Below are 19,324 nucleotides of genomic sequence, written 5' to 3'. Positions count from 1 at the left end.
ATCAGGCGGTCTTGCTTTGCTGGGCCGCCTGCTTGCGAAACTCCGACGGTGAGATACCCACCAGTCGCTTGAAGAAGCGGTGAAACGCCGATTTGCTGTTAAAGCCCGCCTGCAAAAGAATGTCCAAAATCGTCAAGTCGTTGCTGCCCGGATCGGCGAGCAGGCGCTTGGCTTCCTCCACCCGGTAGGAATTCATAAACTCGAAAAAGTTGGTGCCGAAGTGTTTGTTGATCACGCCGGACACATCCCGTACCGGCAGATCGATTCGGTTGGAAAACTCTTCGATATTGAGGTTGTGCTCCAGGTACAGCTTTTGTTCTTCCATGCCGTTGCGCACTTTGTCGATGGCTGTTTCGTCGGGCTGCTCAGCCATCACCTCTTTGGTGGCCACCGGCTTGGTGGTCAGTACGCGATGAGCGTAGGCGGCGCTGTATGCAAAGAGGGCGTTGATGAGCACGAACACCACATAGTTTTCCGCGATGCCCAGATAGTTGGACATTTCCTCCGAGATAAACTGCGCGCTGATGTGGACAAACAGTGAGAGCACCCAGTAGAAGGCGAAACCCAAAGCCAGGGCGGTGAGCCAGCCGGGCTCGCTGGTAGAGAAGGATGAATACTGATCTTTCAGCGAGGTGTAGTAGCGGTACACCAGAATCACCGAGGCAATACCGTAAAGAAAGGGCACGATTTTCGAGCAATGCCAGAGAAAGTTCACCGTGGACAATGACAGCTCGGTTTGCCCCTCGCCGCGCCAACGCATGGCGTCACTGTCGATGCCCATCAAAAGTAGCAGCACCCAACTGATCAGTATCGGCAACAAATGCAGTGCGTGCAGGCGCTTGAGGCTGAACTCCTGCTCGGTCAGCGAGGCGACGTAAAAATACAGCAGTGGCCCCTTGCCCAGGGTGGCCGCCAGCAGCAGATAGGGCACCACCTTGAGGTCGAAGAAATCCGCCGTGTGGACCATATCGTTCCACAGTAGCAGCACACAGATACTCTGCACGCTGGTGGTCAGCAAAAAGCCGATCAGCATGGTACTGGACAGGTGACGACCCGTTGGCAGTGCCCACTGGAAAAGCGCGAGCATGATGCATTCGATGATCGTCATAAACAGCACGACATCGTGGAAATTAAAGATATAGGCTTCCATAGGAACGGCTTATGGCTTGTCGTTATTGTGAGGGCTTTGGCGGTTATTATAGCGAAATAGCAGCCAGTATGTGCGAATCGAGTGTCCTGTCCGAGAAGTTCGCATATTTTCAGCGTGCCCTACAAGGGCTCTGGCAAGGCGCGGTTCGCAGCGAATGGCCGTAGCCCTTTGCAAGAAACGCAAAGCTTACCGCCTCCTGCACTCGCGCCTTACCTGCATCCCTGTAGGCAACACAGTCAGAGCCCTTGTAGGGCGCGCCCTGCGGGAGCGCCGGTGTGGCACTAGTACGGTGTTGCGCACCTTGCCAATAGAACCACTATTGGCGGCGGCACGCGCCTTGTCCTAGCACCACAACGGCGCTCTGAAATTAAGTGAACTTCTCGGACAGGACACTAGCCTTAGCAAACTCAGTGGTTAATGTCCGTAGGACTATCAGCTGTCTGGTCACTGTACAAATGAACCTGATTGCGACCGGCAGCCTTAGCCTGATACAGGGCCTCGTCGGCCCGCCGCATCATTTCCTGCACACTCGGCTGCCAGTGCTCGTTGAGCACCTCGGCAATGCCGCAGCTCAAGGTGTGGGGAATGCTCTGGTTGCGGTATTGCGTGGGGGTGTCGGCAAATTCGGCGCGGATTCGCTCGGCAATGTGTGCGGCGGTGTCCTGGTCGGGGGCGCGTACAAGCACCGCAAATTCTTCGCCGCCAAAGCGTGTGGTTACATCCTCATCGCGGCAGACTTTGCGCAGCAGCGCGCCTACCTCCTCCAGCACCTGATCGCCGGCGTCGTGGCCGTAGGTGTCGTTGATGGCCTTGAAGTAGTCCAAATCGATCATGATCAGGTAGGTGGGCCGCTTGTCCTGGGGCATGGTGAGCAAAATCTGTTCAAAGGCGCTCTGCAGGCGCCGCCGGTTACCGAGCCCCGTGAGCGGGTCCTCGTGGGCGAGGGTGATGGCGCGCTGGTGATCCAGCTCCAGCTGAACCAGCCACTTGGAAAGGCCGATCATTAAGAATAGTGTTTCCAGCAGGCAGGCCGCCTGGACAGTAATCAGCGGTGCCATGCCCCAGCTGGCGATGCTGGTGGCGGCGCTGATCAGGCTTGCCAGCAGTCCCAGGGCGTAGATGAGCCAGGCGAGCAGGCTCCACAGAGCGTAGTCCAGCCCGCGGCGCCAGGCGATGGCACTGGCGAGGGGAATCAGCAAGGCCAGGGCCGCGAGCAGCGTATAGGAGAGCACCAGTACCGGCAGATAGAGCCCGGCGATTCGCAAGGCAACCCCAGCCAGTGCGAGCAGCTGTAAAACGTTGATTAACGTATGGAGCCGCGGTGCGAGCCTCACAAGCTGCAAAAAGTGCTTACTGAATTGCAGCGCCGACACCACAAAGGCCAGGTAGACCAGGTGGAACCCCTCGTTGTGCCACCAGACCGCGTGCGGCCAGAGGTACTGGTAGCCTAGCCCGTTGAGCATCAGCCAGAACACCAGCGAACAAAGCAAGAAGAGCGCGTAGTAGAGCGCGTTGCGCTGTCTGAGGGATACGGCAAACACCAGTGCCATGATGATCATAATGGCCAGGGCGCCGTAGAAGACCCCAAACCACAAATACTCCATTTGTTGGCGGGCGCCAAAATCCGGCGGGGCTTCCAGCAAAAAGCGCAAGCTTACCGAGTCGGGTTTACTCTGGTGCGCGTGCAGGTAGACGTCAAGCGAGCCCATCGGCGGCACCGTCAGAGGTGTGGCGAGCGTGCGATAGAACAGCGCACGGGAGTCAAAGTTTTGCCGGTCGCTAAAGTGGTGCTCCTCTAAGGCATCCGAGTCACTCGCGCGCCAATAGACAGTCATTTGATCCAGGTAGCTGATTTCCGCACTGAGAATACGAAAAATTGGCTTGGCTTCGTCATTGATCAAAGTGAATTTGAGCCAGTAGTGTGCGTCGCTAATCCCCTGATTGACGTCCTCGCGGGTAAAGGGGCGCCAGCCGTCACTCGCGATAATCTCGCTAAGCGAATGCGGCTTGTCGCTGATGAAGATGTGCGCATCGTTTGCCCACAACGGCTGGGCGCTTGCAGAGTGCGCCATTGCGGCAAACAGCACAGTGAACGCGCAAAGCACCCACCATTTTGCGGGCATCTTGGTGGCCATGGTCATTCGGGCATACTGACTAAAGAGTGTGTTTTTTCTGAGTATAACGTTAAATCCGCCGGTAATGGCGCAATTATCCCATGTTTTGCTGAGTGGCTTGGGGGGCGTTCAGCAATAGGCTATGATGGCGTGACAAGCTCGCAGTCAAGAGGGATTTGTGACGTGCTGAATGTCCGACATCGTGAGGAGCTGTACCGTGTTTTGCCCCGCCGGCTAAAAGCCACAGCAGCTTTTCTTGCCTCTTTGTGTTTGCTCGCCTGCGCCAGCCCACCTGACTCATCGCGCTATGATGCCAACAGCTGGCAGGCAATGATTCCCGCCTCCTGCCGTCACTTTTTTGATGGTTGCAATACCTGCACTCGCGCACAAGGCGCAAGCCTTGCCGCCTGTACCCGCAAAGCCCGTGCAAGCTACGAGCGGCCCGAATGCCTGGATGAGCCGGCGTCGGTGAACGGTGTATCGAAGCAGCAATATCGCTGTGCCGGCGGCGAAGTTTTCACGGTGTTTGCGGGCGAATACCGCGCCGATGATATGCGGGTCAAACTTGCCCAAGACGAGCTCTGGTTGTCCGATGCTCAAACTCACACCGCGCATCGCCTATCCCGGGTGCGCTCAGCCTCGGGTGAGAAATACAGCGATGGCGAGCTGACTTACTGGACAAAAGGCGATGAAGCCCTGATACAGCAGGCGGGTCGTGTAATTTACTCCGCCTGTCGCCCTACTAACTGATTGGACCAACAAGTGTGATGGAGAGGGTTATGCGTAAGACAACTCAATGGATAGCGGTGTGCTCGCCGCTTCTGCTCGCGGGTAATCTGGTGCACGCGCAAGATGAGCCAAGCGCTGCCGAGCTGGCAAAAAAACTCAGCAACCCGGTAGCGGCCTTAATCAGTGTGCCCTTTCAGCTGAATTATGACACCGACATTGGTCCTGAGGATGCTGGCGATCGCGTTACCCTGAACATTCAGCCGGTCATTCCCGTTGACCTAAACGACGATTGGAACCTCATCTCACGCACGATACTGCCGGTGGTCGATCAACAGGATATTTTCCCGGGTGCCGGCAGTCAGTCGGGCATTGGTGATGTGGTGCAGAGCGTGTTTTTCTCGCCTAAAGCCCCAACGGCCAGTGGTTGGATTTGGGGGGCAGGCCCGGTCGCGCTGCTACCGACAGGGTCGGATGATTTACTCAGTGCAGAAAAGTGGGGGATCGGCCCGACGGCCGTTGCGCTGAAGCAGACCGGTCACTGGACCTACGGTGCCCTGGCCAATCATATTGAAAGTGTTGCCGGCGATTCTGACCGAGCCGATATAAGCTCGACTTTCCTGCAGCCGTTTTTAAGCTACAGCACCAGCACAGGCGTCAGCTATACGGTCAATAGCGAGACTACTTACGATTGGGAAACGGATGAAACAACCATGCCGATTAATTTTATGGTGAATAAAATCGGCAAAATTGGCGGGCAAATGATTCAGTACGGTGGCGGTATTCGCTACTGGGCCGATAGCCCCGAATCCGGCCCCGAAGGATTTGGCTTTCGGCTGAATTTTGTCTTGTTGTATCCGCGTTAGCGCACTCGCTCAGGCGTGCCTGAACTGCGGTTAGTGGGTGTCGTTTCTTAGCTTTTCCAATCGCAAGGCCATCTGTGCGAGATGGCCTTGTGGTTTTGGGTTTCGCCTTCAAGGGATGGTTGGTCACCTTTGTGGGAAATACCAAAAGATTACTCCGGCTTGAGATCTTCCATGTGCAGAAAACGTTTATTCTGCTCATAGGTGTTGTGCCAGAGGAACAACAACACGCAGGTCAGCAGTCCGAAGAACGCGAAACCTACCCCCAGGCCAATCTCAATCTTGGAGGGAAAGTACTCAAGAAAATGCCGCTGCGCATTGTTGAGAGTAGCAGGCCCTCTTTGCTGTAGGTCAAGTAGATGCCCCTGCAGAATTTTGAGGTTGAAGTAGATAACGCGAAAAATAAACAGGGAGAACAACAAATAAAGAATACTTACGGCTCCGACCAATAGCACATTCAGGTGGCGCCGGGCAATGTGAGACATGGCGATCAAGCCAAAGGTAATGCTGACCCAGAACTGAATAATATCCCACATTCGGTCCAGCTCTTCGCTTGTGAGGTAAGACATTTCAAACGCTGTCATAGAGAGGCCTTCGCGGGTGTTGAGATAAAAAATGCCCCGGCGTAGTTCCGGGGCATTTAAGAGGGGCAGGCGCTCTAACGCTTGAACGCTTTTATCTTAGTTGCGAGGTAGCGAGGCTTCGAGATCCTTAAGCCGTTGCATTGCGTCCTTTTGAGCGAAGGTTTTATAGCTAATGTCGCTCATGGACAAGCTCGACCCGGGCTGGAAAGGATACTCTGGAATAGTGGCCAGGAATTTGCTCACTTGCTGCTGAATGGGAACGAAAATCCACATGGTGTTTTCGGCGTACCACTTCAGATACATGGCAGATTCCAGGGCACCTTTTTGATAGGGATCAGCGCGCAGGTTAATCACCAGCGGCCAGGCGGGAGTTTCCCGGGTAGCCGTGTTGATACCACCTTTCAGTGTCGCAAAGTGAACCTTCCAGTCCTGATAGCGAACGGCGTTGAGCTCACCGGTAGCGCCAAAGTAAAAAATCTCTTTGCGTGGCGCTTCGGCTTCACCTTTAAAGTAAGGCATAAAGTTGTAGCCGTCCGGATGGATTTTCCACTTCTTACCATTAGCGCGATACCCTTTTTTCAGTTTGCTTACCAAGTCTGGTTCGCCAGCGGCGGCAGCAAAGGTGGGCATCCAGTCTTCGTGGGAAATAATATCGTTGATTTTTTGGCCGGGTTCAATCACGCCGGGCCAGCGAACCACCAACGGAATCCGGTGTCCGCCCTCCCAGGTGGTGCCTTTCTCGCCGTGGAAGGGCGTGGTGCCGCCATCGGGCCAGCTAATGGTTTCAGCGCCGTTGTCGGTTGAGTACATAACGATGGTATTGTCGGCGATATTCAGCTCGTCGAGTTTATCGAGAAGTACACCAACCGATTTGTCGTGCTCAACCATCCCGTCTGGGTAGAGCCCAATACCCGTCGTGCCAACCGATTCTTTCTTCAGGTGAGTCCACACATGCATACGAGTGGTATTCATCCAGACAAAGAAGGGCTTGTCCTGTTTGACGGCTCGCTCAATAAAATCAATGGCGGCAGATAGGAATTCTTCGTCTGCGGTTTCCATACGCTTTTTAGTCAGCGGGCCAGTATCTTCAATTTTCCCGTCCGCCGTGGCATGCAGAACGCCGCGAGGGCCGAATTTTTTACGAAACTCGGGATCTTTCGGGTAGTAGTAGCCCTCAGGCTCTTCTTCCGCGTTAAGGTGGTAGAGGTTACCGAAGAACTCGTCAAAACCGTGGTTGGTGGGCAGGTGCTTGTCGCGGTCACCCAGGTGGTTTTTACCGAACTGGCCGGTGGTGTATCCCTGTTCTTTAAGAATATCGCCGATGGTTGGCGTCCAGTCGGGAATGCCGTGGTCTGAGCCGGGCATACCAATGGTTAACAGGCCTGTGCGGAACGGATGCTGCCCGAGAATAAAGGACGCTCGACCGGCGGTACAGGATTGCTGGGCATAGGCGTCGGTGAACATCGCGCCCTCTTTGGCGATACGATCAATGTTGGGGGTCTGATAACCCATAACGCCGTGGTTGTAAGCACTGACATTGTGCACGCCAATGTCGTCGCCCCAGATAACAAGAATATTGGGTTTGTCAGCGGCGTGAACGCTGGTTGCAATGACGGCCAACGCCGAGAGCGCAACGAGTTTTTTCCAGCTGGATTTCAAAGTGAACACGGTCTAACTCCTTCTAGTAACATCAGTGGGGATGTCGGTGGCTGCCGAGATCTGATGGTGTCTTGAATAGTCTGCAGGCAGAAGTGCTGCGCAAACCTGATTAATACTAATCAAAGGAGAGGGGTTTATCTATTTATTAAGGTAAAAAAGACCACCGGGAAGAAGCTATTTTTTTTAATGGAAATTAATGCGACATTTTTGTTTCTTTTTAGGCTTATAGATTTTATTTTTATTTCTAAATGAAAGTGAAGATGACGATATTGTCATATTTGGGAGAGGCTTAATGTCGTTTGGTCTCTTTATTGAGACGAGAAAAGCCCCGTATTTTCCCAAAGAGCAGTGATCTCGATTGCTAGGAAATGCGTTCAAAGCGGTATACCATGACGCATCTATCCTTGTTTCCTCCTCGTGTAGTTTTAGTTGGAATATTGTCGGCAGCGGTGTTGTGTGGGAGTGGCTGTGAAGAAAAATGGAGTTGGCAGGCTGTGTTCACTGGCGGTGGTGAGTCTGCTGTTATTAATGGGCACAGGGCCTGGAGCCTGGGCTGAAGCTGAACAATGCGCCAGTTGCCATCAAGTTCAGGTAAACGATTGGCAGCAGTCGCACCATTTTCATGCAATGGGCGTTGCGACAGCCGATTCCGTATTGGGCAATTTCAACCAGCAAGCTCTGCCGTATCAGGACGCTGAAGCAACCTTTGCTCGCCGTGACCAGGCGCTCTTTATTACTATGCCTGATCTAGATGGAAAGCCGACCGAGTACCGGGTGACCCACAGTTTCGGTTATCACCCTCTGCAGCAATACATGTTTGAGATGTCGCCAGGAAAGTTTCAGTTTTTCCCCTTCGCTTGGGACTCACGAGAGAAAGCCGCTGGTGGTCAGCGTTGGTTTGTGTTGCACCCAGAGCAGGGCCCTACGGATGAGTTTCACTGGTCGCAAATGGGGCAGAACTGGAACCATATGTGCGCCGACTGTCACTCTACCGATTTCCGCAAGGGCTTTGACAGCGAGAGTCATAGTTACCAGTCGCAGTATTCGGCGATTAACGTCAGCTGCGCGGCCTGTCACGGTGACAGCGGTGCGCATCTGCAATGGGCGGGGGGTGACAAAAGCGTGCCGAACAAGGGCTACAAGACGTTTATCGGCGCAAAGACCCCGCTGTTTCTTCAGGATGACCAGGGGTTGATGCGCAGCATTGCTGAGCTTAAGCCCAGCCGGCAAATTGAAGTCTGCGCCGGCTGTCATGCCAGACGTACTCAGCTGGAAGATCGCGGCGCGCCGGACGATTTCCAGCACACCTTTCAGCCGGCACTGATTACGGCCGAGCTGTATCACGCCGATGGCCAGATCTGGGATGAAGACTATGTCTGGGGGTCTTTCCTGCAGAGCAAAATGCACGAGGCGGGGGTGACCTGTACTAACTGTCACAACCCCCACTCCGGCCAGCTCAAGTTGCCGGGTAATCAGGTGTGCACGCAATGCCACCAGAGCGAGCGCTATGATGCGCCAGCGCATCACGGCCACAAACTCTCGGGTGCCGGCAGCTTTTGTGTCGATTGTCATATGCCAGCGACCACCTACATGCAGGTTGACGATCGGCGCGATCACGCCTTTAAAGTCCCGCGCCCTGACTTGACGCAGAGCCTCGGTGTACCCAACGCCTGTAATGGCTGCCATACCGATAAAACCCCGGCTTGGGCCGAGCAGCAAATGCGGCAGTGGCACCCTGACAGTCAGTACCTTGGCCGAGAGCATTTTGCCAGTGCTTTTCACGGCGCGGACACCGGGCAAGACCTTGGCACTGTGGGCCAGGAGCTGACCAAAATTGCGCAGGACATGAATTACCCGGATATTATTCGCGCCTCAGCGCTCTACCGAATGGATCGGACGCCGGGGCGCAATGCGGTGGTTGCCATTGCCCGCGCCCTGCGCGATGACGATCCGCTCAAGCGCCAGGGGGCAATCACTGCCGCGTCTGTTTATCCAGTGCCGGATCAGTGGCGTTTATTGGAGAGCTTGTTGGATGATCCGCACAAGCCGATACGCGCAGAGGCCGGCCGCGCCCTGGCGCGCATGTTGGTACAGCCACCGGAGACCAGCCTCGCCGATAGCGACAAGGCAAGATTAAAAAATGCGCTGCAGGAGTACCGCGATGGGCAGCGGTATCAGGCGGACCGAGGTTTTTCCCACACCAACCTCGGTAACCTCGAGCAGCAACTGGGGCGTTTAAAAAACGCCGAGAAGCACTACCAGAAAGCCATAGACATCGAGCCGGTGTTTATTCCCGCCTATGTGAATCTGGCGGATTTGTACCGGCTGCGCGGCGATGAAGCCAAGGCGCGCGGCGTGCTGGATAAGGCTCTGGCGATTAACCCCAATGCCGACAGTGCGCATTACGCCAAGGCCATGAGCTTTGTTCGTAGCGGCGACAAGGAGGCGGCGCTTGTGCACCTGCAAAAAGCCGCACAGGGAGCGCCGCCGAACAGCCGCTTTATTTACACCTATGCGCTGCTGCTGCAGGATCTAGGGAAAATGGATCAGGCGCTGTCGCAGTTGCAAAAGGCCTACGCACTCTCGCCTAATGACCCGGATATAAGCTACAGTTTATCGCAGAGCTATCAGGCCAGCGGTGACGACGAGCGCGCATTGTTTTACGCCAAACGACTTGGCGAGCTGGTCCCGGGCAACGCCCAGATTGAACAGATGATCAAACAACTCGAACGCCAGACCGCTGCCGACTGAGTCCTAATTGACAGTGCTGGTGGGGAAGCACATTAACGGAGCCCCGTATGAACACATTGGAAGAGGTGATGGCGCTTAAGGCTCGTGTGGCCGCCAGTATTATCGGTCAGGAGGCGGTGGTTGATCGATTGCTGATTGGCCTGCTGGCCAACGGCAACCTGCTGATTGAGGGCTTGCCGGGGCTTGCAAAAACCCGCGCCATAAAAGCCCTGGCCGGCAATCTCGTGAGCCGTTTCAGTCGCGTGCAGTTTACCCCCGATCTTTTGCCCTCTGACATTACCGGCTCAGAGGTTTTTCACCAGACGCCAAGTGGCGGCGAGTTTCACTTCGATCCCGGCCCTATCTTTGCCAACATTGTCCTGGCGGATGAAATCAACCGGGCGCCGGCCAAGGTTCAATCGGCCTTGCTGGAGGCCATGGAAGAGCGGCAGATCACAGTGGCAGGTAAAAGCCACAAAATGGAGCCCTTGTTTATGGTGCTCGCCACGCAAAATCCGGTTGAGCAAGAGGGTACCTACCCACTGCCCGAGGCGCAGCTCGATCGCTTTTTGATGAAGGTCACCATCGATTACCCAAGCGTCGAAGACGAGGTCAGCGTTATCGAATTGGTGCGCGCTGAAGAGCAGGCGGCCCATACCGATAAGCCTTCCGGCGAGCACAGCCTCACCGAGCAGAGTGTGATCTTTCAGGCGCGCACCGAAATTGCGCAGATCGGTGTTGACCCTGCCATGGCTCGCTATATGGCGGACTTGGTCTATGCCACCCGAACGCCGGCTAACTACAGCAGTGATTTGGCGCAGTGGATTGAAATAGGCGTTTCCCCTCGGGCGTCTATTGCGCTGGATAAATGCTCGCGCACCTATGCTTGGCTCAACGGCCGCGATCAAGTCCTGCCCGAAGACATCCGCGCGATTGCCAAAGATGTGATGCGTCACCGTCTGGCACTGAGCTATCAGGCGCAAGGAGCGGGGCTCGATGCCGATGGGGTGATTGAAAAAATCATCCAGCTGGTGGCGCTGCCATAGGAGTTGATCATGGCCAAGCCCACGGCGCTTGATTCGCCCCTCGATCCGCGCATTCATACCGACTTTTCCTATTTAAAAAGTCTACAGAGAAAAGCGCGGCAGCTGAGCTTTTTGCCGCGTCAGCGCAGTAAAAGTTTGCTGGCCGGGCGCCACGGTTCGCGGATGCGCGGGCGCGGTTTAAACTTTGAAGAGCTGCGGGACTACCGCGTTGGCGATGACATTCGCGCTATCGACTGGCGGGTGACGGCGCGCATGGGGCGCCCCCATGTGCGGGTGTACGCCGAGGAAAAGGACCGCTCGGCACTGCTGATTGTCGATCAGCGTATGAGCATGTTTTTCGGCTCGCGCAGAAACATGAAATCGGTCACCGCCAGCGAAGCAGCCGCTTTGTGTGCCTATGGGATTTTTGCCCGCGGCGACCGTGTCGGTGCGGTGGTCTTTAACGATACCGAGGTAAAAGCCTTCCGGCCGAGCAAACGCCCACAACTGTTGGAGCAGGTGGTGCGCTGCATCTCACAGTACAACTTAGCGTTGCACTGTGATCTTGAGAGCCCGGCCACATCCATGCATCTGAACCGGCCGCTAAAGGCGGCCACCGAGCAAGTGGGCCACGATCACCTGGTGGTGGTGATCAGCGATTTCGACGCCGTTGACGACGCCACCGAGCAGCACCTGGGTCAGCTGTGCGCTCACAATGATGTCATTCTGGTCGCGGTTCAGGATCCGCTGGCCCAGACCCTACCCAAAGACTTACAAATGGTGGTCAGCGATGGCCAGTCGCAAATGACCATCGATACCCGCAGCGATAAAACCCATGCGCGTTTGCAGCAGGCGTTTTCCCAGCGCCTTGCCACTTTGGATGAGTGGCAGCAGCGATTGCCGCTAACGGTGATGCGGCTCACCACTGAACGCGATACCTTTGATCAAATTGCCGAGGCCCTGGCGGTGCGGAGGCGCTGATGGACAATAACGACTTGCAGGGCCTGGAGGTCTATCAGCTGTACGAGTTAATGGAGCCGCTGGCGGACCCCGAGCCTGTGTCCATGATGCCCCAGGGCCCCGGCTGGTGGCTAGTGGTGGCGGCGGTGCTGGTCCCCGTGCTGGCGGCGTTGACGTTCTGGCTTTACCGGCGGCACAAAAACCGCTTTCGTCACTACGCGATACTTGAAATTGACGCTCTGCCGCCCGACTACAACCCGTTGCAGGTGAGCGCCATTCTCAAACGCTGTCTTATGACCCAGGTGCCAAGGCAGCAAGTGGCCTCACTGACCGGGCAGCAATGGTGTGATTATCTGAATAATTGCGTCGCGAACAAAGTGCAGTTCCACGACTTCTACTTTTTGACGGACGCGTTTGATCGCGAGCAATTGCGCCGCGATGCCAAGTACTGGTTGACGCATTACAAGGTGGCGGCATGATCGTCTTTAAACACCTCTGGTTGCTCGCCCTGCTACCCCTACCGCTTTTGATTTTTTGGGCGCTGCCGGCGTTGCGCCAGCGCACCCTGGCCATCAGGATTCCGTTCTTTTCCCTGGCGGCGCAGGCCTCGGGTGCCCGTGTGGGGTCGGGCAGTCAGATCTATGCTAAGCCACTTATGGATGTGCTCTTGGCTGCGTTGGTCTGGCTGGCACTGGTGGTCGCTGTGGCTAAGCCTGTGAAGCTGGGCGAGCCGGTCATCGAGGATATTGTCAGCCGCGACATTATGCTGGCGATTGATCTGTCGGGCTCCATGGAAGAGCCTGATTTTCCCGACAGCAGCGGCAACAAAATTGCCCGCTTGGAAGCGGTTAAGCAGGTGGTCTCGCAATACATTCGTGAGCGCCAGCAGGATCGCATCGGCCTGATTGTCTTTGGCACGCGCGCCTATCTGCAGGTGCCCTTTACTCAGGATTTGGCCAGCGCCGAGCAAATCCTGGATGATATGTCAGTGTCCATGGCCGGGCCCCATACCGCGATTGGCGATGCGATTGGCCTGGCGATACAGCACTTTGAGTCGTCCAAGGTGGAAAGCCGCCTGCTGATTTTACTGACCGATGGCGCGGATACCGGCTCGCGTATGTCACCCAAAAATGCGGCCCACATCGCCGCCGATGAAGCGTTGAGAATTTTCACCATCGGTATAGGTGATGAAAACGGCGAAGGCCAGTACCGCGTCGATTTTAAAACACTGCGTGATATTGCCGAGATCACCGGCGGCGAGTTCTATTCGGCCGAAGACAGTCAAACGTTGGAAAAAGTCTACGCGCAAATTGATCAGGTTGCCGCGAGCCAACTGCAAAAGCCCGTGGTGCGCGCCGAAACCTCGCTGGTGCCGGGGCTTTTGGTTGTGGCGCTTGTCTTGGTGGTGTTAGCCATGGCGCTGCGCGCCGCTCGCTCTCTGCTCGGGAGGCGCTATGTTTGAACTTCACTTTCTGCGGCCCGAGTGGTTACTGTCTCTGCCGGTACTGGTACTGAGCTATTGGTGTGTGCGCCGCCGACTGGGTAAGCGCCAACATCTGCAAAGCGCCATCGCGCCGCATTTGGTGGCAGCGCTGACACCGCGCCAGCGTCTGGCGGACAAGTTCAAGCCTGTCGATCTGGTGCTGGCAGTCGGTTGCTTGCTGGCGCTGGCGGCGGCGGGCCCGGCGTGGGAGCGCGAGATGAGCGACCGGGGCGCGAAAGCACCGATCGTGCTGGTGCTAAAGGTCAGCGAGAGTATGCTCGCCAACGATTTTCAGCCGAGTCGTCTGGAGCTGGCGAAGCAAAAAATTCGCGATTTGCTGAGCTTTCGCGCCGGCGCCAAAACGGCGTTGATTGCCTATGCCAGCACGAGTCATAAAGTCTTGCCCATGACCGAAGACCATCGCGTTTTTCTCCCTTTTATTGAAGCGCTTGTGCCGGGCGTTATGCCGGGTAATAGTGTCTTGGCCGACGATGCGGCCGATGCGCTCGCGCTGGCGCAGCAGGAGCTTGAGCGCGCCGGTGGTGGCAGTGTGGTGGTGCTGGCCGACGATATTCGAGCCTCAGAGGTGATTAAGCTTAAATCGCAAAGTTTGCCTTTTATCTGGTGGCAGTTCGCTACGCCGGAGGGCGGTATGATCGTATCTGGGGCAGGCGACTTTGTCACAGACAGTGCAGGTCAGGCTTTGTCACTCAAACTCAACGAAACCATCGCCGGCGAGCTCGCGCAGATGCAGACGCAAAAAGTCGCCCTCGGCAATCAGGATATCGTCGCCATCGATCGCGCTGCCAGTCAGCAGCGGCGCCAGGCTTTGCAGGGCAACACCGATGCACCCTACCGGGATATGGGGTGGTACTTTTGCTGGCCAGCGCTTGTTTTGGTGGCGCTATGGTTCAGAAAAGGTTTCACCACCGCCGAAGGTAAAAAGCAACGGGCGTCCGTTTCGGGTGTGTGCCTGCTGGTGTGCGCAGCCGCGCTGCTTGCGCCCACCCCCTCTGCCCGGGCCGATGCGGTGGACTGGTTTTTTACCGCGGATCAACAGGGCTGGATGGCCTTTAAAAACAATCAGCTTGATCGCTCTGCAGAGCTGTTTGTCGACCCCATGTGGCGCGGTACGGCACTGTACGAGAACGGCAAGTACGAGCTGGCGGCACAGGTGTTTGCCACGGTTGGTACTCTGGATGCCATGTACAACCGCGCCAATGCCCTGTTAAAGGCGCATCAGTATCCTCAGGCCATTGCCGCCTATGAGCAGGTGCTGGCGCAAGAGCCGGGGTATGAAAAGGCTGCCCGCAACCAAGCCATTGCCGAGCAGATCATGAAGCTACTGATTGCCGAAGGTGGAAACATTGATGCCGAGCAAAGCGTCTCGCTCGAAGTCGATGACCGCACCGTAAAACACGTCGACGACAATACCAAGACGCTGGACTATCAGGTAGGTGACAATTTGTCGGTGGATGCGAAAGAGCAGTGGATGCGGAGTGTGAATTCGGATATGAGCGACTTTCTCTCCGCCAAATTTTCCAACGAGGCCGCCCATCAGGAGCAAAGCCCATGACCCGCTGGCTGCCTGTTCGCGCGCTCGGCTGTCTGGCCTGGCTGCTTGTCTGCCCGGTGGCGCTAAGCGCCGCCCCCAAGGTTGAAGTGGTGGCGCCGCAAGAGCCGGTCGAGGTGGGGCGGGCGGTCGTGATTGATGTGACGGTGCTGGTACCTAGCTGGTTTACCAAGCCGGTGTACTTTGACCCGATCGAAGGGCTCAACTTGATCAATGTGCAAACCGAAAAGAGCACTTATCCGACATCGCGTTCCATTAATGGCGAAACCTGGACGGGGGTGGGCAAGGAATACACGCTGGTGCCAATGGTTGAGGGCCTCTACCAAGTAGAGATTCCCGGGCTGACGGTTCACTACCCGGATGAAAACGGAAAGCCTGCAACCGAACGCGTAACCTCTGAGCCCGTCACGCTAAGGGCGCAGGTGCCGGCCGCCGCGAGAGCGCTCGACCCGCTGATTATTGCCGATAACATCGACATTGAGCAGACCTTTGATATGCCTGAAACCGTGCAGGTGGGTGACCATATTGCGCGGACTATCACCGTGACTGTGTCGGGTACGTCGGCACTGTTTATCCCGCCGCTTCTCACGGACATCGATAATGACGCACTGAAAACCTATCTGCAAAGTCCGGTCGTCAAAGATGATATGGTCGGTAGCGATTTAGCACTCGGCGGGCGGCGCAGCGAGCAACAAAGCATTCGCGTGCTGGCGCCGGGTCAGTGGCAACTGCCTGAGCTTACCTTGCGCTATTATCAAAACAGCACTGAGCAAATAGTCGAGGTCAGTGTGCCGGGAAAAACGCTCAATGTTGCGCGTCCGCCTTTGAGCCGCTGGCAATGGGCGGCGTTAGTGGTGGCGGCGCTCGTGCTCTTGGCGCTCTGCTATGCACTGGGCCGGTATCTGGTAACGCTTTTTCACCGGTTTTGGCAGACAGAGCCCATGCAGTACCGTCGCCTGCGCTGGCAGGCGCATAGACCCAGCCGGCAATTTTTGCGTGCTCTGGCGACTTGGCAGGATCACTGGCGGCACGTCTATAGCGTTAACGACGCCTTGAGCCGGCAGTATCACGCTCTGGTGATCCAGGCTGAAAGCCGTATCTATCTGTCGGCCGCCACCTCTACCTCGCTCGCCAGGGCGCTGCGTGAGCATCGCCATGCGCTGAAAACGCACTCGCACAGGCGCCACCAGCAGTTGCAGCCGCTCAATCCGTAGTAACGGCTAATTCATTCTTCGATTCAGGACCATCGGTTTGTGCGTCAGGTCTTCAGCGAGGCGAGTTGCTCGTCCAGCCGCAGCATAATATTTTCCAGCTCCAGACCGGCGGCATCCGACTCGTGGGCCATATCCGCCAGGCGGCTGGCGGCATCGCCGATGATGGTCAGGTTGCGGCTAATCTCTTCGCTCACGGCACTTTGCTCTTCGGCGGCAGTGGCGACCTGGGTGATGTTATCGGCAATCGCATTGACATCGGACACCACCGTCGACAGAGACTCAAAAGAGGATTGAGTATTGAGTTTGGTGTCTTCGGCTTTTTCGGTGCTGCTGGCAATCACCGCCACCGAGCGATCGACACCCGCTTTCAGGCTTGAGATCAATTCGTTGATCTCATCGGTGCTGTTTTGGGTTTTGCTGGCAAGATTGCGCACTTCGTCCGCCACCACGGCAAACCCCCGACCCTGTTCTCCGGCGCGGGCCGCTTCGATGGCGGCATTGAGCGCGAGCAGGTTGGTTTGCTCGGCAATGGCGCGAATGACATCTAGAATCCGGTTAATGTCTTCGGTACGCGTTGCCACCTCGCGAATGCTATTGCTCGCCTCCAGCATTTCCTCGGTGAGCTTGCCGACTTGTTGCACTGAGCCGGACAGTGCCTCGCGCGATTGAATCACGGTATCGAGAGAGCTGGTGGCATTGTCTGATACCTGCGCGGCCAGCTGCGAGACGCTGGCGGCGGTTTGCGACATCTCGTTGGTGGCGGTCACCACACTGTCAATTTCCCGCTGTTGTTCGGAGGTCGCCTGGGCGGCGCGGGCGTTGACGGATTTGATAGTGGCGGCGGACTCGCGCGCATTGGTGCCTATGTGCTTGAGCTCGATCACCATATGACGCAACTTGGCGATAAAGTCATTAAAGCCCTCGCTCAGCGACATCAACTCCGCGTGGGTGTGTATTTCAATTCCCTTGCTCAAATCTCCATCGCGGCTGGCGAGATTGTGAACCCGCTCGTCCAACTGGCGAATCGGGCGGACGATGGATTGCACCAGCAGCAGCAAAACAAACATCACCGCAATCGTCGCCACCAGTGCGGTGATGATCTCGGTACGCAGCATGGTGGCGATGTTGTCGTCCACGGTTTGCGTCAGCGCACTGGTCGATGCCAGCACCACTTCTTCCGGCAGCTCCAGCAGTAGCGACCAGGTGGTGTTGGACGCTTCAATGGTCATGGGGTAGGCCACGAAATAAACACCACCGTTGAGCCAGGTGCGGTCGCTGCGCTCGTGCAAAGAGGTCAGTTGTCCGCCGTAGGTGTCGCGGGCCTCTTTCAGCGGGCGGGTCAGTTCGCCGGTGTATTCGCTGGAGCCGACAATCAGGCCGATGTCGCTGAGCAAGGTGACGCGGCTGCGGCCGTGGTAGAGCTCGCTTTGCAAGTTGTCGATCAGCTTTTGAATCACCGGCAAGTTGACGTCAATGCCCACCACTCCGCGAAACTCGCCATTGGTGACAATGGGGCTGGTGAGGCTGGTCATCAGCTCGCTGTAACCCTCGCGGATTTCATAAAAGTAGGGCTCGAGAATACAGGGGGCTTTTTTGTCCTTTGAGCAGAGAAACCACTCGGCCTCACGCTGACCGAACTCGCCGCGCTCGTCCAGATACTTTTCGGTGGAGTCCTCCACCCGCTCCTGCTCGAGCTGCCCGCTGCTGTTGCGCACCCAGTAGATTTCCAGAGCGCCGGAGTTGGCCACGGTGTGAATGGCTTCGGTCCCCAACAGGCTCTGGTCGGCGCCGTCGTAGGCGCCCGCTTCAAACTGGGCGTAGAGGGCGCTGATGTCTTTGTGGCTGGCGAGTGTAGTGCGGATCAGTTCATTGACTTGTGTGCGGCTCAGACGCGCCGCTTCGCTGCCCGCGCTCCAGGCCAGCGATTGCGCCAGGCCATTGGAGACCCTGAAAAGACTGTTGAGGTAGCCGGATACTTCATGGCCAAGGCTGGCCGCCTCGCTCTCGAGCCGGCCCAGGACTTCCGATTCCATGGTGGATTGGGTTTGCCCCACCAGTTGATCTTTCATGTCGCCGAGCTTGAGGGTCAGCTGGGTGACCAGTACCGCCAGCAAGAGGATAAAAGCGGCGGCAATAACGCCGAGGAGTTTGGCTTTGAGGGTTCGGAACATGGCGGGTTTCCCGTCTGCAGGCGTTCATCACCCCTGAGTATAGGTGAGTTTTTCGCCAGGTTTATTACGATGCCAAAGAGTTATCGGGAAAAGCGGCATTTCTTTTAGGATTCATTCATTTTGCAACATTTCGGTGCAATATCGCTGCAATAGGTGGTCAGCCTTCGGCCCCGAGACGTCACTGCGTGCAGGCGCGGGGCAGCTGCTCTTCCAGATGATGCACCAGCAGGCGAACCTTGGGGGAGAGTCGGCGGGTCGGCGGGTAGAGCGCCCAGATACCTTCGCGCTCGGGTGTGTAGGCTTCCAGTACCGGAATCAGGCGGCGCTCGGCGATGTCGTCGCGCACATAGTAATCGGGCAGCTGAACCAAGCCCAGACCCTTGCGGGCGGCGTCGAGCAAGCTGGGGCCATTGTTACAGCGCAAACTGCCGTGGACGCGAATGGTGCGCGATTTCTCGCCCTCGCGGAAACGCCAGTAGTCCAAGGTGCCGAGCAGGCAATTGTGGTGGCTCAGCTCGCCCAGGGTGTGGGGTTGGCCGAAATGGGCGAGGTAGCTCGGGGCGGCGCAGACGATGGGGATTCTCTCGGCCAGCTGCCGGGCAATCAGTCGGCTGTCCTCCAGTGGCCCAAGGCGAATCGCCAGATCAAGGCCCTCGTCCATCAAATCCAGGCGGCGGTTATTGAGGCGCAGGTCGAGCGTCAGTCTCGGATGCTGCAGGGCAAAGTCATTGATCAAAGGCGCGATGTATTTTTCCCCAAAGGACACCGGAGCGGTAATGCGCAAGATACCCGAGGGGCTGGCCTGCAAATCGGCCAGGGTGTTTTCAGCGCTCGCCAGGGCATCGAGAATCTGGCGGCAGTGCTGGTAAAACATCTGCCCCTCTTCGGTTAGCGTGACCTTGCGGGTGGTGCGGTGCAGCAGGCGCGTATTCATGCGGCTTTCGCGGGCCTTGATACGGCGGCTGACGTGCGCAATAGACAAGCCCAGCCGGTGGGCGGCGGCGGTAAAGCTGCCGGTCTCGCTCACGGCGACAAACTCGTTAATGCCCTCCCAGTCCACCATATTGTTACC

General features: G+C 56.8%; 15 protein-coding genes. 9 read left to right on the top strand and 6 right to left on the bottom strand.

What is annotated here, in order from left to right; translation table 11 throughout:
• Position 1: 1 nt before the first annotated feature.
• The gene (locus tag QWI16_RS03780) at positions 2-1,150 is read right to left on the bottom strand and encodes a helix-turn-helix domain-containing protein (protein WP_302711410.1); all 1,149 of its coding nucleotides are present in this window, start codon (positions 1,148-1,150) and stop codon (positions 2-4) included.
• 407 nt (positions 1,151-1,557) lie between these two features.
• On the bottom strand, positions 1,558-3,291 hold the full coding sequence (locus QWI16_RS03775) for a sensor domain-containing diguanylate cyclase (protein WP_302711409.1): 1,734 nt from the start codon (positions 3,289-3,291) through the stop codon (positions 1,558-1,560).
• 156 nt (positions 3,292-3,447) lie between these two features.
• Here QWI16_RS03775 and QWI16_RS03770 point away from each other — a divergent pair, with 156 nt between their 5' ends.
• Both QWI16_RS03770 and QWI16_RS03765 read left to right on the top strand, forming a co-directional pair.
• The gene (locus QWI16_RS03770) at positions 3,448-4,014 is read left to right on the top strand and encodes an MliC family protein (RefSeq protein WP_302711408.1); all 567 of its coding nucleotides are present in this window, start codon (positions 3,448-3,450) and stop codon (positions 4,012-4,014) included.
• 29 nt (positions 4,015-4,043) lie between these two features.
• Complete coding sequence (locus QWI16_RS03765; RefSeq protein ID WP_302711407.1) at positions 4,044-4,856, top strand: transporter; 813 nt, start codon at positions 4,044-4,046, stop codon at positions 4,854-4,856.
• Between the two features lie 149 nt (positions 4,857-5,005).
• Here the strand turns inward: QWI16_RS03765 and QWI16_RS03760 are convergent, their stop codons facing one another.
• Positions 5,006-5,437, bottom strand: a complete 432-nt coding sequence (locus QWI16_RS03760) for a hypothetical protein (protein WP_302711406.1) — start codon at positions 5,435-5,437, stop codon at positions 5,006-5,008.
• A gap of 96 nt (positions 5,438-5,533) precedes the next feature.
• Positions 5,534-7,105 carry a sulfatase-like hydrolase/transferase gene (locus QWI16_RS03755; RefSeq protein WP_302711405.1) on the bottom strand — a complete coding sequence of 524 codons (1,572 nt, stop codon included), beginning with the start codon at positions 7,103-7,105 and terminating at the stop codon, positions 5,534-5,536.
• A gap of 459 nt (positions 7,106-7,564) precedes the next feature.
• Here QWI16_RS03755 and QWI16_RS03750 point away from each other — a divergent pair, with 459 nt between their 5' ends.
• The 7 genes from QWI16_RS03750 to QWI16_RS03720 are packed head-to-tail and all read left to right on the top strand — an operon-like array spanning position 7,565 to position 16,081.
• The gene (locus QWI16_RS03750) at positions 7,565-9,847 is read left to right on the top strand and encodes a tetratricopeptide repeat protein (RefSeq protein WP_302711404.1); all 2,283 of its coding nucleotides are present in this window, start codon (positions 7,565-7,567) and stop codon (positions 9,845-9,847) included.
• A 47-nt stretch (positions 9,848-9,894) separates the two neighbouring features.
• The gene (locus QWI16_RS03745; RefSeq protein WP_302711403.1) at positions 9,895-10,872 is read left to right on the top strand and encodes an AAA family ATPase; all 978 of its coding nucleotides are present in this window, start codon (positions 9,895-9,897) and stop codon (positions 10,870-10,872) included.
• Positions 10,873-10,881: 9 nt separating this feature from the next.
• Positions 10,882-11,832: a DUF58 domain-containing protein gene (locus QWI16_RS03740; protein ID WP_302711402.1), complete on the top strand. Its 951-nt coding sequence runs from the start codon at positions 10,882-10,884 to the stop codon at positions 11,830-11,832.
• On the top strand, positions 11,832-12,290 hold the full coding sequence (locus QWI16_RS03735; RefSeq protein ID WP_302711401.1) for a DUF4381 domain-containing protein: 459 nt from the start codon (positions 11,832-11,834) through the stop codon (positions 12,288-12,290). Before QWI16_RS03740 ends, QWI16_RS03735 begins: the two co-directional genes overlap by 1 nt.
• Positions 12,287-13,273 (top strand): VWA domain-containing protein, encoded by a 987-nt coding sequence (locus QWI16_RS03730; RefSeq protein ID WP_302711400.1) that lies wholly within the window; start codon positions 12,287-12,289, stop codon positions 13,271-13,273. Before QWI16_RS03735 ends, QWI16_RS03730 begins: the two co-directional genes overlap by 4 nt.
• Positions 13,266-14,870, top strand: coding sequence for a vWA domain-containing protein (locus QWI16_RS03725; protein WP_302711399.1), 1,605 nt, complete (start codon positions 13,266-13,268; stop codon positions 14,868-14,870). Before QWI16_RS03730 ends, QWI16_RS03725 begins: the two co-directional genes overlap by 8 nt.
• Positions 14,867-16,081 carry a BatD family protein gene (locus QWI16_RS03720; RefSeq protein WP_302711398.1) on the top strand — a complete coding sequence of 405 codons (1,215 nt, stop codon included), beginning with the start codon at positions 14,867-14,869 and terminating at the stop codon, positions 16,079-16,081. The genes QWI16_RS03725 and QWI16_RS03720 overlap by 4 nt, the downstream gene beginning before the upstream one ends.
• 44 nt (positions 16,082-16,125) lie before the next feature.
• Here QWI16_RS03720 and QWI16_RS03715 read toward each other — a convergent pair whose 3' ends face one another.
• Complete coding sequence (locus QWI16_RS03715) at positions 16,126-18,252, bottom strand: methyl-accepting chemotaxis protein (protein ID WP_302711397.1); 2,127 nt, start codon at positions 18,250-18,252, stop codon at positions 16,126-16,128.
• Positions 18,253-18,430: 178 nt separating this feature from the next.
• Positions 18,431-19,315: a LysR family transcriptional regulator gene (locus tag QWI16_RS03710; protein ID WP_302711396.1), complete on the bottom strand. Its 885-nt coding sequence runs from the start codon at positions 19,313-19,315 to the stop codon at positions 18,431-18,433.
• Between the last annotated feature and the right edge of the window lie 9 nt (positions 19,316-19,324).

Origin of the sequence: Gilvimarinus algae (genome assembly GCF_030518215.1) — a bacterium.
GTDB classification, from domain to species: domain Bacteria; phylum Pseudomonadota; class Gammaproteobacteria; order Pseudomonadales; family Cellvibrionaceae; genus Gilvimarinus; species Gilvimarinus algae.
This window is presented reverse-complemented; position numbering and strand designations above follow the sequence as displayed.